The sequence below is a fragment of the Flavobacterium sp. ABG genome (assembly GCF_001027725.1).
Classification (GTDB): domain Bacteria; phylum Bacteroidota; class Bacteroidia; order Flavobacteriales; family Flavobacteriaceae; genus Flavobacterium; species Flavobacterium cupriresistens.
This window is the reverse complement of the sequence record NZ_LEKS01000008.1, coordinates 88,639-103,939: the sequence shown is the minus strand read 5'-3', so window position 1 is coordinate 103,939 and position 15,301 is coordinate 88,639. Positions and strand designations below refer to the sequence as shown.

General features: G+C 35.7%; 17 protein-coding genes. 10 read left to right on the top strand and 7 right to left on the bottom strand.

Going from position 1 to position 15,301, the window contains the following annotated elements:
• Window positions 1-111: 111 nt before the first annotated feature.
• Window positions 112-354: a hypothetical protein gene (locus AB674_RS22140; RefSeq protein WP_082210621.1), complete on the top strand. Its 243-nt coding sequence runs from the start codon at window positions 112-114 to the stop codon at window positions 352-354.
• A 97-nt stretch (window positions 355-451) separates the two neighbouring features.
• Here AB674_RS22140 and AB674_RS10790 read toward each other — a convergent pair whose 3' ends face one another.
• Window positions 452-1,060, bottom strand: coding sequence for a thioredoxin family protein (locus tag AB674_RS10790; protein ID WP_047776475.1), 609 nt, complete (start codon window positions 1,058-1,060; stop codon window positions 452-454).
• 3 nt (window positions 1,061-1,063) lie between these two features.
• On the bottom strand, window positions 1,064-1,543 hold the full coding sequence (locus AB674_RS10785; RefSeq protein WP_047776473.1) for a TlpA family protein disulfide reductase: 480 nt from the start codon (window positions 1,541-1,543) through the stop codon (window positions 1,064-1,066).
• A 656-nt stretch (window positions 1,544-2,199) separates the two neighbouring features.
• Here AB674_RS10785 and AB674_RS10780 point away from each other — a divergent pair.
• Window positions 2,200-2,922: an AAA family ATPase gene (locus AB674_RS10780; RefSeq protein ID WP_047776471.1), complete on the top strand. Its 723-nt coding sequence runs from the start codon at window positions 2,200-2,202 to the stop codon at window positions 2,920-2,922.
• 81 nt (window positions 2,923-3,003) lie between these two features.
• On the opposite strand, the gene AB674_RS10775 is transcribed toward AB674_RS10780, so the two are convergent.
• Window positions 3,004-3,243 (bottom strand): hypothetical protein, encoded by a 240-nt coding sequence (locus AB674_RS10775; RefSeq protein ID WP_047776469.1) that lies wholly within the window; start codon window positions 3,241-3,243, stop codon window positions 3,004-3,006.
• A 652-nt stretch (window positions 3,244-3,895) separates the two neighbouring features.
• On the opposite strand from AB674_RS10775, the gene AB674_RS10770 reads away from it, so the two are divergent.
• The 4 genes from AB674_RS10770 (at window position 3,896) to AB674_RS10755 (ending at window position 8,754) form a co-directional block, all read left to right on the top strand.
• On the top strand, window positions 3,896-4,774 hold the full coding sequence (locus AB674_RS10770; protein WP_047776467.1) for a helix-turn-helix domain-containing protein: 879 nt from the start codon (window positions 3,896-3,898) through the stop codon (window positions 4,772-4,774).
• 71 nt (window positions 4,775-4,845) lie between these two features.
• Entirely contained in the window at window positions 4,846-5,682 is an 837-nt protein-coding gene (locus tag AB674_RS10765) for an NmrA family transcriptional regulator (RefSeq protein ID WP_047776465.1), read from the top strand.
• Between the two features lie 10 nt (window positions 5,683-5,692).
• The gene (locus tag AB674_RS10760; protein WP_131701539.1) at window positions 5,693-6,088 is read left to right on the top strand and encodes a DUF5367 family protein; all 396 of its coding nucleotides are present in this window, start codon (window positions 5,693-5,695) and stop codon (window positions 6,086-6,088) included.
• A 317-nt stretch (window positions 6,089-6,405) separates the two neighbouring features.
• Window positions 6,406-8,754, top strand: a complete 2,349-nt coding sequence (locus AB674_RS10755; protein WP_082210620.1) for a mechanosensitive ion channel family protein — start codon at window positions 6,406-6,408, stop codon at window positions 8,752-8,754.
• Between the two features lie 75 nt (window positions 8,755-8,829).
• Here AB674_RS10755 and AB674_RS10750 read toward each other — a convergent pair whose 3' ends face one another.
• Window positions 8,830-9,708, bottom strand: a complete 879-nt coding sequence (locus tag AB674_RS10750) for an NAD(P)H-binding protein (protein ID WP_047776464.1) — start codon at window positions 9,706-9,708, stop codon at window positions 8,830-8,832.
• 81 nt (window positions 9,709-9,789) lie between these two features.
• On the opposite strand from AB674_RS10750, the gene AB674_RS10745 reads away from it, so the two are divergent.
• Window positions 9,790-10,155: a winged helix-turn-helix transcriptional regulator gene (locus AB674_RS10745; RefSeq protein WP_047776462.1), complete on the top strand. Its 366-nt coding sequence runs from the start codon at window positions 9,790-9,792 to the stop codon at window positions 10,153-10,155.
• 107 nt (window positions 10,156-10,262) lie between these two features.
• A complete protein-coding gene (locus AB674_RS10740; protein WP_047776461.1) occupies window positions 10,263-11,543 on the top strand; it encodes an acetyl-CoA C-acetyltransferase in 1,281 nt (426 codons plus the stop codon).
• 234 nt (window positions 11,544-11,777) lie between these two features.
• On the opposite strand, the gene AB674_RS10735 is transcribed toward AB674_RS10740, so the two are convergent.
• Window positions 11,778-12,167 carry a DUF1634 domain-containing protein gene (locus AB674_RS10735; RefSeq protein WP_047776596.1) on the bottom strand — a complete coding sequence of 130 codons (390 nt, stop codon included), beginning with the start codon at window positions 12,165-12,167 and terminating at the stop codon, window positions 11,778-11,780.
• Window positions 12,168-12,171: 4 nt separating this feature from the next.
• A complete protein-coding gene (locus AB674_RS10730) occupies window positions 12,172-13,008 on the bottom strand; it encodes a sulfite exporter TauE/SafE family protein (protein WP_047776459.1) in 837 nt (278 codons plus the stop codon).
• Between the two features lie 487 nt (window positions 13,009-13,495).
• Between AB674_RS10730 and AB674_RS10725 the strand changes: the two genes are divergently transcribed.
• A complete protein-coding gene (locus AB674_RS10725; protein ID WP_047776457.1) occupies window positions 13,496-13,690 on the top strand; it encodes a hypothetical protein in 195 nt (64 codons plus the stop codon).
• Window positions 13,691-13,828: 138 nt separating this feature from the next.
• Window positions 13,829-14,098, top strand: coding sequence for a hypothetical protein (locus AB674_RS10720; protein WP_047776456.1), 270 nt, complete (start codon window positions 13,829-13,831; stop codon window positions 14,096-14,098).
• A gap of 115 nt (window positions 14,099-14,213) precedes the next feature.
• On the opposite strand, the gene AB674_RS21865 is transcribed toward AB674_RS10720, so the two are convergent.
• Window positions 14,214-15,257, bottom strand: coding sequence for a hypothetical protein (locus AB674_RS21865; protein WP_053004240.1), 1,044 nt, complete (start codon window positions 15,255-15,257; stop codon window positions 14,214-14,216).
• Window positions 15,258-15,301: the final 44 nt, after the last annotated feature.

Sequence of the window (15,301 nt, the reverse complement as noted above, 5' to 3'; positions counted from 1 at the left end):
TTTGTAAGAAAGGATACTCTTGAATGAGGTGAATTCAAATGAATAATACGTTTTTTGGAGCTATTGAACTTTACCTCATTCCTGATTATTCGCCATTAAACAAAGTAACAGGTGGAAAAAATAAACATTCAAACATTAAAAGAATCTTTAAATTATCTGGAAAGCAAACAGCGTCAATTAAACCGACTGCACGAAACAGATAGCCGAAGTCTCGAATCAATAATAAAATATACAAAAAAGGATATGATAGAGCGGTTCAATTTATTGGATTTTGACTCTTATATCAAGCAGGAAATCGAAAATACGGATACTTTCATCAGTATCGTAAAAAACATTATAGAGACCAACTCCTAGGGGAGCTTCTAAGATTTGACCAAAACACAAAGTCAGAAATAAAAAAACGCCTCAAAAATTGAGGCGTTTTTACACTATTTTAGCGGCATTAATCAAATTATGCTTTCGCTTTTCTTTTCACGGTACAACCAATTTCTTTCGTTTCTGTTATAGTTGGCTTTTGATTCTTTTGTAAGGCCGAAATTACGTCTTCAACATACTTTGTTTTTTCTGCTTTGTCTCCTTCTGGATCATTGTCAATCGCACCGGTATATTCTACAAAAGTTCCTTTTGCACTTTTAGACACCACAAAAAGATGTGGTGTATGTTTGGCACCATATTGATCGGTTACCAACTGTCCTTTATCAAATAAATAAGGGAAAGCGTATTTTTTATCTTTAGCCAAATCCTGCATTTTATCAAACGTATCAGCTTTTGATGCTTCCGGATCATTTGGATTAATGGCGATTACAGGATATCCTTCGGGTTTAAATTTTTTGTCCAGGTCAATTATTCGTTGTTCATATGCTTTGGCGTACGGACAGGTATTGCACGTAAAAACCACAATAAAACCTTTTGCTTTTGGAAAACTTTCAAAAGAAACGTCTTTGTTGTCTACATTTTTAAGTTTAAAATCCGGTGCCGTCTCTCCGGCCTTTAAAGTTTTGCTTTGCGCCTGAGAAAGAAAGGCAGTCAAAAACAACATAATGGTGATGTACTTTTTCATGATTTATAGTTTTTTATACTCGGTTAATAATTGTTCGTAGCTAAGTTCACTTTCGGTGAATTTTCGTTTCTCCTTTTTAATAAATAGTGTTGCCGGAATACTCCCCGACCACGATGGTTCTATACGATCGATATATTCCTGTGGATTGCTTTCGTTGAGAAGAAAAACCTCATTTTTTATCTTTTTTCTTTTCACAAAAGGAATGACTGCCGAACTCAATTTCGATTTAAAATCCACACTAATCAACAATACAACCAGTTTTTCTGATTGATACTCTTGACTTAATTTTTCAAAATGCGGTAATTCTTTAATACAGGGTGCACACCAAGTCGCCCAGAAATTCACCACATAAGTACTGTCATTTCCTTTTTTTATTCTTTCCTGAAGCTGATCAACCGTAATGAGTTTAACTTGCTGACCGTAAAACGTTGCTGAATACGTCAGTAAAAAAGCGAAAATTATAAAAATATTGATTTTCTTCATCTAAGTACCTAATTGGGTTTCTTTTATACTATTTGGATTCTCTGTAACAAATATAAATATTATATCTAACCTGTTGAGCATAATTTTTTAACACATAGAAACATAGATTTAGAGTTGTTCTTTTCCCAGAGTTTTTTAAGAAAATTACATTTTTTTCACATAGTCTTAATGTAAATTATTTTAAGTGAAACGTCTTTTTTGCGGCTTTGCTAGCTATGTCTTTATGTATTAAAAAAATCACACCCAACAGATCATCCCTACTGCCTAATCACTCCTAAACGCAGTATTTTGAGCCCGCCAGAAGCCTTATTATAATCTTAAAATAACCCGTTGAGCATAATTTTTTTTAACACATAGAAACATAGATTTAGAATTGTTATTATTGGGGAGTTATAAGAAAATCAAAAAAAATTCACATAGTCTTATGCGATTTATGTTAAGTGAAACGTCTTTTTTTGGGCTTTGTTAGCTATGTCTCTATGTGTTAAAAAATCGCACCCGACAGATCACCCCTACTACTTAATCACTCTTAAATGCCGTGTTTTAAGCCCAACAAAAGCCTTATTGTGATCTTGACATCAAAATATACCTCAAGTAAATTTTAAGCTGTTATATTACAGAATAAGCTTTATTTTTGCACCAAATAAAAACTGCAAATGAATTTGTCCGAGCTTATCGTAAATGATACTGAAAAAATTGCGTTGAAAGATCTGTTTTTTAGTCCCGAGAATAAAGCTGCCTTAGCGCAGACGATCAAAGAGCATCACTATCTGGAGGAATTAAAAAAATACAATTTTAAAGTAGATCATAAAATACTGCTTTACGGTCATTCGGGCTGCGGTAAAACCACAACGGCAAAAGCAATCGCGACGGCTTTGGGGAAAAACATTGTCATTTTAAATCTTAGTACTCTAATAAATGCTCGCATTGGCGAGACATCCAAAAATGTAAAAGCCTTATTTGACAAGGCGATTCGCGAAAAAGCAGTGCTGTTTTTGGACGAATTTGATCAGATTGGAAAAAGTCGCGATAGCGAAGACAAAGACGTGGGAGAAATGAGACGTCTTGTAAATACCATCATTCAGTTAATTGATTACTTTCCTGCAGACAGTTTACTGATTTGTGCCACCAATCATTACCACAGTATTGACACTGCTTTATTGAGAAGATTTCAGTTGCAATTGAAATTTGAGATGCCTCACGAAAACGAACTTGATCGTTATTACGATACGATCTTAGAAACTTTCCCCGTTCAATTCCGGGATATTCCACGAAAATATCAGATTTCTTATGCTGAGGCCAAAGATTACACTCATACGCTGATGAAAAAGCAAATTATTGCAGCATTAGAGCTTGCTCACAAAAAAGACAGGGTTTAGAACCATTAAGCTAAACCCGGCCCTGTTTAGGCTTTGTTATCTATGAGTCTAGGTGTTAAAAAAATGCGTCCAAGGGGCTATTTATTCCTTCCGGATCAGATAAATCAATATCTCTTCTTCCAGTTCTTTTGATAAGTTTTCAAACTCCAACTGGTTGCGAAAATCCTTTTCAAATTTCTTTCTGTACTTCTCTGTTTTGATTCTACTCTTCGAATACTCATCACAGATTGTTTTAAATTTATCATCTACCAAATACAAAATCTTAAGCGATTCGATGTATTCAGCAAATTTTGTATTGTACAATTCGTTGGGAAGGGACATATTTCTCTTTTTAAATAAAACAATAAATTAAAAAAATAAGCAGCTGTTTAATGAAATCGTTTTTTAATAATCAATTGTTACTATTGTTTTGATACCTACTAAATTAACAAGAAGTATTAAACAATAACTTGCAAAGAGGTTTCATTCTATAAAATGAAACATAAACATCCTAGATAATACGGTTTTGAAACACATAAAAATTAAAAAAGTCTTTCTCTTTGAACTAATTTTGAGCTTTTATTGAATCAATTCTAAGAGTTATGAGGAAGTAAAATCTCGCAAAGTCGCAAAATCGCAAAGTTTTAATAAAGAAGTAAAAAAAACCTTTAAAGCCCCTATCATTTCGAGAAAGCTAAAATGAGAAATTAGAAAACAAAATAGTAAAGCTTAAAAAATAAGAAGAAAAATTTGGCGTCTTTGTGTCTTTGCGAGACCCTCAACGCGAAAATTTGGAAAATGTCCCTTTGAAAATTGATGGCAAAAAAAGTATAAGATCTGCTACTTCTAACAAAAGAGAAATTCTACAACTTTTGAACTTGATTCACTTTATTCTAAAACTTTTTCTATCTTGACGTAACAAAATTTCATAACACTGACTCATTAAAAAACAGAAAAAGACATCCTGCCCCAACCAATTCTAAAGCAAAAACCAATGACAACAGATATCATCGAATTAAACGACTTTATTGTTTTGATTGAACAATCCAACGCAACAAAAACATTTGTTCAAAAATGTGAAATTGATGGTGACGCTGTAGGATTTGCCTTTTATGGTTCAGGCAATGTTGAACTGGAAATAAAACACAACAATCAAACGAAATACTTAACCAACACCACGGGTTTGGCCATTTGCTTTTTTGGAAATCAGAAAGTAGAATTTGCGCATAAAATTGAACCCGATAAACCTTTACAGTCCATTAGCATCTTCACCAAACTAAAAAATCTGCCTTCTTTACCGCAAGCAGAAAAAGAAGTTTTTGAAAAATACCTGCCTCAATTACTCAACCCTCAGGAGCATTTTGTAAAAGGCCCGTCTTTTTATATGACCTTGGACATGCAACTGGCCGTTCAGAAAATTTTCAATACCAATTATACCGACAATACCCGATTGTTATTCCTGAAAAGTCAGATCAACGAACTACTAGCGCACTTTTTCGGACTATTAGCAAGTGATCAAAAACAAGCCTTTTCTGATAAGGACAAAGACAAAATTTTTCAGGCCAAAGAAATTGTCACACATAATTACTCCCAACCTCCTTCTATCACCCAACTATCTAAAATGGTTGGACTTAACAGCAACAAGTTAAAAAAGAACTTTAAGGAAATATTTGGCATTCCGGTATTCAAATTTGTTCAGGAAGAACGATTAAACAAAGCTTATGAGCTGTTACAGAACAAGGATAAAACGGTTCAGGAAGCCGCTTGGGAAGTGGGTTACGAAAGCATCAGTTCTTTCTCTAATGCCTTTTATAAAAAATTCGCAACCCGCCCGAATGATGTAAAGCAAAAGTACTTTTCAAACAAATCATAATTCTTTTGCAACAAATGATTTAGCCTTAAACCAGGCACCTTTGTATCAGTATTCACTTAAAAAATATTGATATGAGCAAAAAGAAAATTTTAGTACTTGGTGCTAACGGAAAAACCGGACGAAGAGTCGTAGAACGTTTACAACACCTAAACGATATAGAAATCATCATCGGATCGCGTACTGCGGAGCATCCTTTTGATTGGGAGAATCCTGAAACCTGGCCAGCAGTTATTGAAGGAGTTCATTCGGTTTACATCACTTTTCAACCCGACCTGGCAGTTCCCTCCGCTCCGGAAATTATCACCGAATTTACACGTCTTGCGAATAAATTTGGCGTTGAAAAAATGGTTCTCTTATCAGGAAGAGGTGAAAAAGAAGCACAGGTATGCGAAGAAATAGTACAATCTACCGCAAAAAGCTGGACTATTATAAGAGCGAGCTGGTTCAATCAAAACTTTAGCGAAAGCTTCTTTCTAGAGCCCATTTTAGCCGGCTTTGTCGCCTTACCCCGAGCAGAGGCTCTCGAACCTTTTACCGACGCTAATGATATTGCCGATGTCGTTACTGCATGTCTTTTGAATGACAAACACAACAGTCAAACCTATGAACTTACCGGACCAAGATTATTAACCTTCCCCGAAACCGTTAAAGAAATTGCCAAAGCAACAGACCGAGAGATTCAATTTCAATCTTTAACTCTGGAAGAATACACGCAGCAACTACGGGAATATCAAGTTTCGGAAGATCATATCTGGCTGATCAACTACCTTTTTGAACACGTATTGGACGGCAGAAATTCAAGTGTCACCAACGACATCGAAAAAGTGCTGAACCGCAAAGCCACCGATTTCAGTGCTTATGCAAAAGAGATCGCAAAAACCGGAATTTGGAATGCTGTAAATGTCTAAAATCACGATCATGGCTTATTCAAAAATTCTGCTGCCCGGTATTTTTGTGTGGATTTGTGTTAGTCTGTCCTTTTCACTTTTAGGTCTAATTCCGATAGTGAAAGATTACTTTAACCTGCAAACCCTAATAGTAATGATGCTGATTGTTTTATATGCTATAATCGGAGCTTCTTTTCACTATAAAAACAGTTCAAAAATGCACGGTTTAACTCTTGGTTTAATTATGTCCGTCACAGCATTATCATTGGATGTCTTAATTACCGTTCCTTTGGTCGAAATTCCAAACGGAAGAACCTATCAAAATTTTTTTGCAAGTCCGGTTCTTTGGCTATTGGCTTGCATAAATTCGATAACCGTTTATAGCTATTGGAGTGTGAAAATTAAAGCTAAAAAACACTCTTTTTAACACAAAATTTAATGACAAAATGGCAAAAACTCCAATTTCTCACAATTGGAGTTTTCTGTATAAACTCATAAACAATTAAATCAAATAAAGAAACATAACAAACTGAATAACAATATAACTAAATCAATTCCTACAAAATATAATTTCAGTAAAAAAGCAAGTCTTACACCTCTAAAAAAGCCGCTTTTTATTTCAGAACCGCTATGGCGTTTAAATTTTAATTTTCTAACCAAAACTTTCTCTTAAATCATGACTGATTTTAACGAAAGTTCCTCAAAAAAAATTAAATTTGAGCCCTTAATTCATTCCCAAATTTTATGATTCAAAAAAGAAGTTTTACGCGTTTTCTGAGTTTATTGACGTTGTTGTTTTTTACCACACTTACCTACTCGCAAACTCCGGCTAAAAAAACAGAAGGCCGTTCTAAATTATTTGAAGAAACCGCAACCGACAGCGATTATCTGATGGCAATTGAAAAAGCCAGTACGGTGATGGAAACAGCATACAACGATGCCGATTTTGACGGAGCCAGTCATCACCTTTTTGGAGAGATTAAAGGAACCCAAAGCAAACTGGATTTAATTTTAGAAAGTCTCAAAGACGCCAATCCAAATGTGCGCAACCAACAAATGTATCGTGTTGTTTTAAAAGAAATCCAACAACAATTGGACGAACAGAATAATGCCATCAACTTACGCAATAAAAATCTTGAAAAAATCAAAGACCGATTTATCGAATTGCGCAAAGACAAAACATTAATAGGGCTTTTAAAAGATACGATCCGCCGTAAAAATTTTAAGAATGAATTTGCCAATCTTAGAAAAAAATACAAGAATACGGACAGTCTGATGACTAAAAACCAAGGCGTATTAAACAAATACAAAAGGCTGACCGTACAAAGAAAAATTGCCGTTTCTAATGCGCTTATCGCCGTAGAAAGCAAACTTGAAAAAACCGGAATCAGCATTCTTAAAAAAGAATATCCTTTTTTATGGAATGTAACCGATTCTATACCCAAAAAGAAAGTAGCCCAGACCATCAAATCAAAAATAATTGTCGAAGAACATGTCGCAATCTATTATCTGGGTTATTGTGCCGGGGGCTTATTTACCTTAGCATTTTTCATAGGTTTATTGGGTTGGTACATCTCTCGCAATATCAAATACCTGAAAAGCAACGGCCATGCCGAGAACTTGTCTCTTTTTAATTTTAAATACCTCAACAGAGGCATTCTGATTCCTGTAGCCGTAATAGGCCTTAACATTGCCGTGGTAAGCAATCTGTATGCTCCGGCTTTATTTATTGAAATACTTCAGCTTATCCTACTCGGAATTCTTACGATCCTTTTCAAAAACAAGTGGTCTACAAATGCGATGAGAAACTGGACCTTTCTTTTGGGACTGTTTTTTGCCCTCTGTTTCCTCGATTTATTTATCAGTGTCGGGCTATTGCAACGTTGTTGCTTTATTATCATAAACCTATGTGGAATACGCTATGGACTGGTTCAGATCAAAAGTGTGAAAGACGAATTGTACATTAAAGGGTTCTTTAAATGGGCCAGTATTCTTTTTGTTGGGTTTAATGGTTTGTCGATACTTTACAATATTTTCGGACGCGTTTCGCTTTCTAATATGCTAAGTTTAACGGCTTTTATTTCCCTTACTCAAATTATCGCACTAAGTGTTCTTTTGAAAATAATCTTAGAAGTTATTATTCTACAAATCTACACGACAAGGGTTAAGCGCGGAATTGAGAAGATTTTCGATCACGAAAGTTTATCAGATACCTTAAAAAAACCGTTTATTCTGATCATCAGTTATATGTGGCTGGTTGTGATTGCTTCAAATTTGAATATCTGGGAATCACTTCGGGCTTGGTTCGGATCGCTGCTTAGCCATCCTAACACCATTGGCAGCATTACCTTTACCTTAGGCAACATTTTATTGTTTTTTATCATTATCTGGGTTGCGCATTTGCTGCAAAAATACGTCGCTTACTTTTTTGGAGAGATTGATGATGAAAACGAAGAAAACATCAACAAAAGACAACATTCCAGATTACTGATCACCCGACTTGTTGTTTTAATTGTGGGATATCTTCTGGCGGTAGCAGCTTCGGGTATGCCTTTAGACAAGTTAAGCATTCTTTTAGGTGCTTTAGGTGTAGGAGTCGGACTTGGATTGCAAAACATCGTCAGTAACTTCGTTTCGGGTATTATCCTGATCTTCGATAAACCGATACAGATTGGAGATGTAGTAGATATCAGCTCTGAATCAGGCCGCGTAAAATCTATGGGATTGCGTACCACAAAAATTAATGCCTCAAATGGAGCCGAGATCATTATTCCGAATGGAAACCTATTATCTCAAAACATCACCAACTGGACGTACACGGACAATTTTAAGTTGGTCGAGGTTTCTATTGAAATTACAGGAGATAGTTCACCAGAAGCCATTAATAGCATCATAAACGAGTCCCTGCAAACGATTCCTTTGGTTAACGACACAAAACCTTCACAAATTTATTACACCGCCATTTCTGAAGGGAAATTTAAAATCCAGATTAAATTCTGGTGCAGTATTTACAAAACCGAGGAAACCGTCAGCAATGCCCGTCAGGTATTGTTTAGCAACTTTAAAGCAAAAGGTCTGGCTTTTTCAACCTAAAATCTGTTCTGATTCAAAAAAACCAAAAGCCGTCAAGTATACATTTGACGGCTTTTAATTTATACTCTATTGGACTTAAAATTTCTCAGCAAATTCTTTTGCAAAATCCTCCAATTTGATTTTTCCATCCACAGAGAAACTTCCTTTTATAAAATCTTCTGTAATTTTACCACTTCGCAAGCCTGATCCCATTTCGGTATACAAACCGGCAATTTCTTCGGGCAATCCCGCCTGTATCATCCCCTGCAAAGATTGTTCATCCGTAAACTCAACCCAAGGTAAATCGGTTTTATCAATGGCTAATCCTATTGCTTTTGCGATTTCACCTGGAGTTCGTACATCGCTAATGATATAACGGATGTTTTTACCTGTAGCTTCTTTTAACAACTCTTCCGCCACTGCGGTTGCAATGTCTTCGGGATGTACTAACGGCATTTTAATACCAACAGGATAATTAGCACCCATAATTCCGGCACCTTTAATCATCGGGACATCATTGTACAAATTGGTATAGAAAAATCCGGCACGCAGAAAAGTAACCGCTGCACTTTCTAATTTATTGTAAACTGCCTCTATATGATGAAGTCCTGCAATTGGACCTGTTCCACCTGCTAAATCTGCACCGATACTGCTAAGCATTACTACACGCTTAATATTTGCGGTTTGTATTGCTTTCGCGAAAGCTTCTCCGGCCTCAACGGTATTAGAAATCACATTTTTCCCTCCTAAATTGGGTGGTGTCATTGCAAAAATAGCGTCAGCTCCGATAAAAGTATCAGTCAAAAAAGCAACGTCACTAACCGAACCAATAGCCGCTTTTGCCCCTATTTTTTCAATTGCTTCTTTTTTATCGGCATTACTACTGATAACCGTTACATCATGTCCGGCAGCTACCAGTTTGTTTGCCAATGGCTTTCCTATGTTTCCTAAAGAACCTGAAAGTATAATTTTCATCTTTAATTTGTTTTAAATTTATAAAAACAAAGGTATATTTGTACTTACTTTTATACAAGTACTTACCCTAAAGTATGTATCATGACAGCAATCAAAGAAGCCTCTACAATACAGGAAAACAAACAATACGCATTAGACACCTGTCCTGTGACTTATGTAATGGAAAAAATTGGCGGATACTGGAAACCCATAATCCTTTACCACTTATCAACCGGTAATAAGCGCTACAGCGAATTAAAAAGAGCGATCCCGGCCATAACCGAAAAGATGCTTATTCAACACCTGAAACAACTGGAAGCAGATGGTTTGGTAATCAGAGAAGCCAAACCGGTTGTACCTCCGTTTGTAACCTACAAATTAAGCAATGCCGGAAATGGTTTGATTCCTGTAATTCATGCCATGGCAGAATGGGCTTTTAAAGAAAAGGATGGGGTTTATAAAAAGTAATAAGATTCGTTGAAAAAAATCTCAATACTAAATTGCAAAACCTTACCTATGATTTACAACAAGATCGTCGTACTTTTATTACCCAATAAGAACTTAATACAATCACTATGGAAAATCAGGATAAAATTAGAAAAGTAGCCATTGTTGGATATAACCGAATTCCGTTTGCCAGGGCTAATACTTTCTATTCGGATGTAAGTAATTTACAAATGATGACGGCTACATTTGATGGTCTTATCGAGAAATACAAACTGCAAGGTCAATTGCTTGGAGAAGTGGTTGGTGGTGCTGTAATCAAACATACAGCAGATAATAATCTAATACGAGAGTGTGTGATGAAGACTGCTCTTGATCCTGCAACACCTGCCTGTGATTTGCAACAAGCTTGCGATACAGGAATTGAAAGTGCCATCTACATCGCCAACAAAATTGCCCTTGGACAAATAGAATCCGGAATTGCTTGTGGTGTTGATTCGATCAGCGACATGCCAATTGCGGTGAGTGAAAAGCTCCGAAAAATATTGCTCCAGGCAAGAAAAGCAAAATCATTAGGGGAAAAAATCAAGTTGTTTCTGAAAATCCGACCAAAGGATCTGACGCCCTTAGTGCCCAAAAACGAAGAATCACAAACCGGACTTTCTATGGGTGGACACACAGAAATTACGGCTAAATATTACCAAATCACAAGAGAAGATCAGGACAAACTGGCCTTACAAAGTCATCTGAATATGGCTAAAGCTTATGACGAAGGCTTTTTTGCTGATATGATTAGTCCTTTTAACGGACTTGACAGAGACAATAATTTAAGAAAAGACAGCACACTGGAAAAACTCTCCAAATTAGCTCCTGCTTTTGATAAAATCAACGGAACACTTACAGCAGGCAACTCTACTCCGCTTACTGATGGTGCTTCGAGTATACTTTTGGCCAGTGAAGAATGGGCAAAAGAACACGGCTTACCGATTTTGGCTTACATCACCCACGCAGAAGTAGCTGCTATTGAATATGTCAAAAACCAACAAAATTTATTGTTAGCCCCTTTATTTGCTGCATCGCGAATGTTGGAGAAAGCCAATCTTACTTTGCAGGATTTTGATTATTATGAAATTCACGAAGCTTTTGCAGCTCAGGTTTTAGCCACGCTCAAAATTTGGGAGAGCCCCGAACTAAGCAAAGAAATTGGTCTTAAAAAACATCTAGGTGCCATAGACCGGAACAAACTTAATGTAAAAGGAAGCAGTCTGGCCGCCGCTCACCCCTTTGCAGCTACGGGAGGAAGAATAATTGGTGTAATGGCCAAATTGCTAAACGAAAAAGGCTCCGGAAGAGGGTTCATTTCTATTTGTGCAGCAGGCGGACAAGGAATTACAATGATTTTAGAGAAGTAGTTCTAGCTCTAGCTCAAAGTTGAAAAGGTTCTGAGGTTCTGAGATGCTGAGATGCTGAGATTTGGCTAAAGCCTTTTATATCCTTCTTTTATACCTCCAGCTGAAGCTGGAGGCTATTGAAAAAAAGCTGTGCGCCTTTGACCTCATTACCTCATTACCTTAATACCTCATTATCTCATTGCCTCATTATCTTATTACCTTAACAACTCTGAACCTCAGCACCTTTAAATCTCTTTAATGCGAAAAACCAAATGAAATACTCAATACAATTATTCCGATAACGATTGTGGTAATGACAACATATAAATAATCTTTCTCTAAAAAGAATGAAAACAATGACAATAATACTCTGAAAACCGGCGTCAGGAAAAGCAATACAATACCCAGAAATATTATAGATTCTCCCCTTCCCTGAATTACACCTTGGTATACTGCGGTAATTACTTCGAAAATATTTCGGTCATTTTCTTTAAAAACAGAGTAGTCTTCAAGCTCGTTGCCGTGATGTAACAGATATACAATACCTCCAATAAATGCTACGGATAACGAAGTCCAAACCCCATAACGCAATAAATTACCTATAATAGTCTGAAAATCTTTTTCTCCAAATTTTTCCTGTGTCATAGTCTTATATTTTTCCATTAAGTCCACTGTAGATCATGTTTAAGGCCAGTACAAAAATAAGACAGGCAAAAAAGATACGTAGTTTTTTAGGATCTGTTTTCACCAGAATTTTAGCTCCCGCCATGGCTCCAAACAGTACTCCGATAACAACTGGCATACAGATTCCAGGTTCGATATATCCTTTTTGAATGTAAATAACAGAACTCGCCATTGCAGTTACACCCATCATAAAATTACTGGTTGTGGTAGATACTTTAAACGGAACCCGCATGATATTGTCCATTGCAATTACTTTGAAGGCGCCTGAACCAATTCCTAATAACCCTGACATCATTCCGGCGATTCCCATCATGCTGAATCCTCCCAATACATTTTTTGTTCCGTAAGTCACCAACTCTCCATTGTGCGTAGGATAGGTTCCTTCTAATTTTAACTTTTTGGCTAATGGACTTGATTCCAAAACAATATGTTCTGTCTTTTTTCTTAATGAATTTATGGCGGAGAAAATCAAGGTCAGTCCAAATAAGACTGCAATAAAAGAAGTTGGCGCAATTGTAGAAAGCAATGCTCCGCAAACCGCTCCGATTGTGGTTGCGATTTCAAGAAAAATCCCTAAACGCATGTTGGTGATCCCTTCTTTTACATAAGCAGCAGCCGAACCCGATGAAGTGGCAATTACAGAAACCAAAGCAGCACCGATGGCATAATGAATATCGACTCCAAGAACAATCGTCAAAAGAGGTATGATAATGATCCCGCCACCTAATCCCGATAAAGAACCTATAAAACCAGCTAAAAATGCACCCAGAATCATAATCAGGGTAAATGTAAGTACTGTCATTTGGATTTATTTATTTGACAGCTAATTTACAAATACAATTCTGCTATTGGAACATTATATTTTATGACAAACAGGCAGAAACCACTTTTACGAACATAAAACATTAACTACCAATAAATTAACACTAAACTTAAAAAGACCTTAAAAATTCTATTCCTCAAAAATGGTTTACTTTTTACACACAACTGAGTATTTTTAGGTCATAAACGGAAATCTCAAATTGCATTATTTGTATCCTGTTTTAAAACAATCCAACTACAGCTGCTCTAAAGAAGGGTCTACGTTTTATCAATTCCTTTTCAAAAACATCTTATTACAATCATTGTAGTACGCTAATTTCCGGTTTAGCTGTTATATCCAAAACAGTAACCGTTTTTCGCTGAAAATTATGTAATTAGAAATCTAAATTCTATAAAGTAAAAACGGTTTATGGCCTTAATTTTGATACATACAACCTATTGAGGTTAATTTTTAAATCAAAAGTGTTATGGTAGAAAAGAATTATGATCCCGACAACGATCATTGTCCGGAAAAAGACACCGTAGAAAATCTTCATAAATCGAAGCTAAATAATGGTAATACTCAGACTGTAGAAGAATTTATAAATGATCATCCAAATTTTTCTAAAAACAAAGAGAAAGAATCCGGGCAAAAAAAGGATACGGATCGCACAAGAGATTAATATCCTAAAAAGAAGATTTACTAAAAAGAACTAATAAAAAAGCTATACCCCTTTATAATTACAGGTTTATAGCTTAAAACCGAATCTGAATTGATTTTCAGATTTTAAAAATGTCTAATTAAAAAAACAAAACAGAATATGGCAAATTTCATTAATCCATTACTAGCAGGAAATACCCCTTTATTAGAAGATAACACATCAAAAATCTCTGTCAAACAATTGATTTGTGCAGGAGTAGGTTCACTTTTAGTTGGTGCAGCTTTAAAGAAAACCGGACATGACAAAGCAGGGGCTTTTATTGCAGGTCTGGCTATACCAATGCTGACATCTGCTTGTTATAAAAAAATCAAGGAAAAAAAATCAGAGAATTTTAATAAGAGTACCGACATTACCGGAAATTATTATTAATCTCTCATCCCCAATAAAGAAAGCACTTCCGTAATAAGAAGTGCTTTTTTTTATGTTTTACAAAATGAAAAATGATTGCTAAATGAACTTTTGTACAAATCAAAAAGTGAAGTTGCTAGTTTGCAGTTTCACTTTTTTTTTGAACACAACTTCCCTTGTACTTAGTAAATATATGTGCAGTTATTCGTCGTAAGCGCTTATCATTTATTGGATTCTTACCGTCCTTATTAAAAAACTCTACCTGATTATTATTCTTGGAGTACCAAACTATTGGATCTCCATTTTTTTTAAAACAAGTTGTCGTATCACAAACTTCTATTTTTCTAAAATCCAACAGATTTTTATCGAGTGGAATTATGTCATTTGAATCCCTACTTATTTCTGAAGTACAATCTACGATTTCATAATGGTCTCCCGTCCACTGCATACAATCCTTTTTAATGAAAGCAAGATAAATTACCAGAGCAATCAGACAAAAAATTAAGGTTACCGCTAACATAGTTGATTTTGATCTCTTAAATAATTTATCAAATAACCTGCTCTTAAGGCTAATACCGTTACTCATTACTACTCCTGTAACGCCCTGTTTGACTACTCCCTCATCCTCTATTTTTACATCAATCGCTCCAAAAGCCGCTATTGCCATCAATTTATCACTTGGACTCCCGTTGTCTTGTTCCGGTTCTTCTTTGTAATCCTCTTCCTCTTCACTCTCGTTTTTTGGGATCTCCTCTAAAGGTTTCATCAAGAAGACTTCCGGTATATTAGGATTCTTTACTGATTGATCTAATCCAATTATACCTCTTTCCTTATATTTCTTATAGGGACGTGGCTGAAAGTCAACCAAAATTGCCGCAAGTTCTACAGCAAATCTATTAGAAGGAACTTTCTCCCCTTTCAAAAAACTTCCAATAGGTCTAAATCTATCTGTTTGCTCTTTAAAATGATTCCTTTTTTCAAGATCGAATTCAAAATCAAAGAAAGAATGAAACGTTTTTAAATCATCACTATTCGTATTGGAGTTGAATATTTCCCAGCATAAATTTCTAAGATTGGCTTGTGAAGGAGGAGATAAAAAATTAAAATAAACGCCTTCTTTTTCCACTTCATATTTTGCTTGAATTGCTTTTTTATAATCTTCAAAAGTATTGTTACGCATAGGCTACCGGGATTTTTCAGGAATTACTAGGATTTTTCAGGATT

What these genes read in the sequence shown, in the direction of transcription:
- AB674_RS10790 (WP_047776475.1), bottom strand. Translation starts at nt 1,060, where the DNA reads ATGAAAAAGTACATCACCATTATGTTGTTTTTGACTGCCTTTCTTTCT.
- AB674_RS10785 (WP_047776473.1), bottom strand. Translation starts at nt 1,543, where the DNA reads ATGAAGAAAATCAATATTTTTATAATTTTCGCTTTTTTACTGACGTAT.
- AB674_RS10780 (WP_047776471.1), top strand. Translation starts at nt 2,200, where the DNA reads ATGAATTTGTCCGAGCTTATCGTAAATGATACTGAAAAAATTGCGTTG.
- AB674_RS10775 (WP_047776469.1), bottom strand. Translation starts at nt 3,243, where the DNA reads ATGTCCCTTCCCAACGAATTGTACAATACAAAATTTGCTGAATACATC.
- AB674_RS10770 (WP_047776467.1), top strand. Translation starts at nt 3,896, where the DNA reads ATGACAACAGATATCATCGAATTAAACGACTTTATTGTTTTGATTGAA.
- AB674_RS10765 (WP_047776465.1), top strand. Translation starts at nt 4,846, where the DNA reads ATGAGCAAAAAGAAAATTTTAGTACTTGGTGCTAACGGAAAAACCGGA.
- AB674_RS10760 (WP_131701539.1), top strand. Translation starts at nt 5,693, where the DNA reads ATGGCTTATTCAAAAATTCTGCTGCCCGGTATTTTTGTGTGGATTTGT.
- AB674_RS10755 (WP_082210620.1), top strand. Translation starts at nt 6,406, where the DNA reads ATGATTCAAAAAAGAAGTTTTACGCGTTTTCTGAGTTTATTGACGTTG.
- AB674_RS10750 (WP_047776464.1), bottom strand. Translation starts at nt 9,708, where the DNA reads ATGAAAATTATACTTTCAGGTTCTTTAGGAAACATAGGAAAGCCATTG.
- AB674_RS10745 (WP_047776462.1), top strand. Translation starts at nt 9,790, where the DNA reads ATGACAGCAATCAAAGAAGCCTCTACAATACAGGAAAACAAACAATAC.
- AB674_RS10740 (WP_047776461.1), top strand. Translation starts at nt 10,263, where the DNA reads ATGGAAAATCAGGATAAAATTAGAAAAGTAGCCATTGTTGGATATAAC.
- AB674_RS10735 (WP_047776596.1), bottom strand. Translation starts at nt 12,167, where the DNA reads ATGACACAGGAAAAATTTGGAGAAAAAGATTTTCAGACTATTATAGGT.
- AB674_RS10730 (WP_047776459.1), bottom strand. Translation starts at nt 13,008, where the DNA reads ATGACAGTACTTACATTTACCCTGATTATGATTCTGGGTGCATTTTTA.
- AB674_RS10725 (WP_047776457.1), top strand. Translation starts at nt 13,496, where the DNA reads ATGGTAGAAAAGAATTATGATCCCGACAACGATCATTGTCCGGAAAAA.
- AB674_RS10720 (WP_047776456.1), top strand. Translation starts at nt 13,829, where the DNA reads ATGGCAAATTTCATTAATCCATTACTAGCAGGAAATACCCCTTTATTA.
- AB674_RS21865 (WP_053004240.1), bottom strand. Translation starts at nt 15,257, where the DNA reads ATGCGTAACAATACTTTTGAAGATTATAAAAAAGCAATTCAAGCAAAA.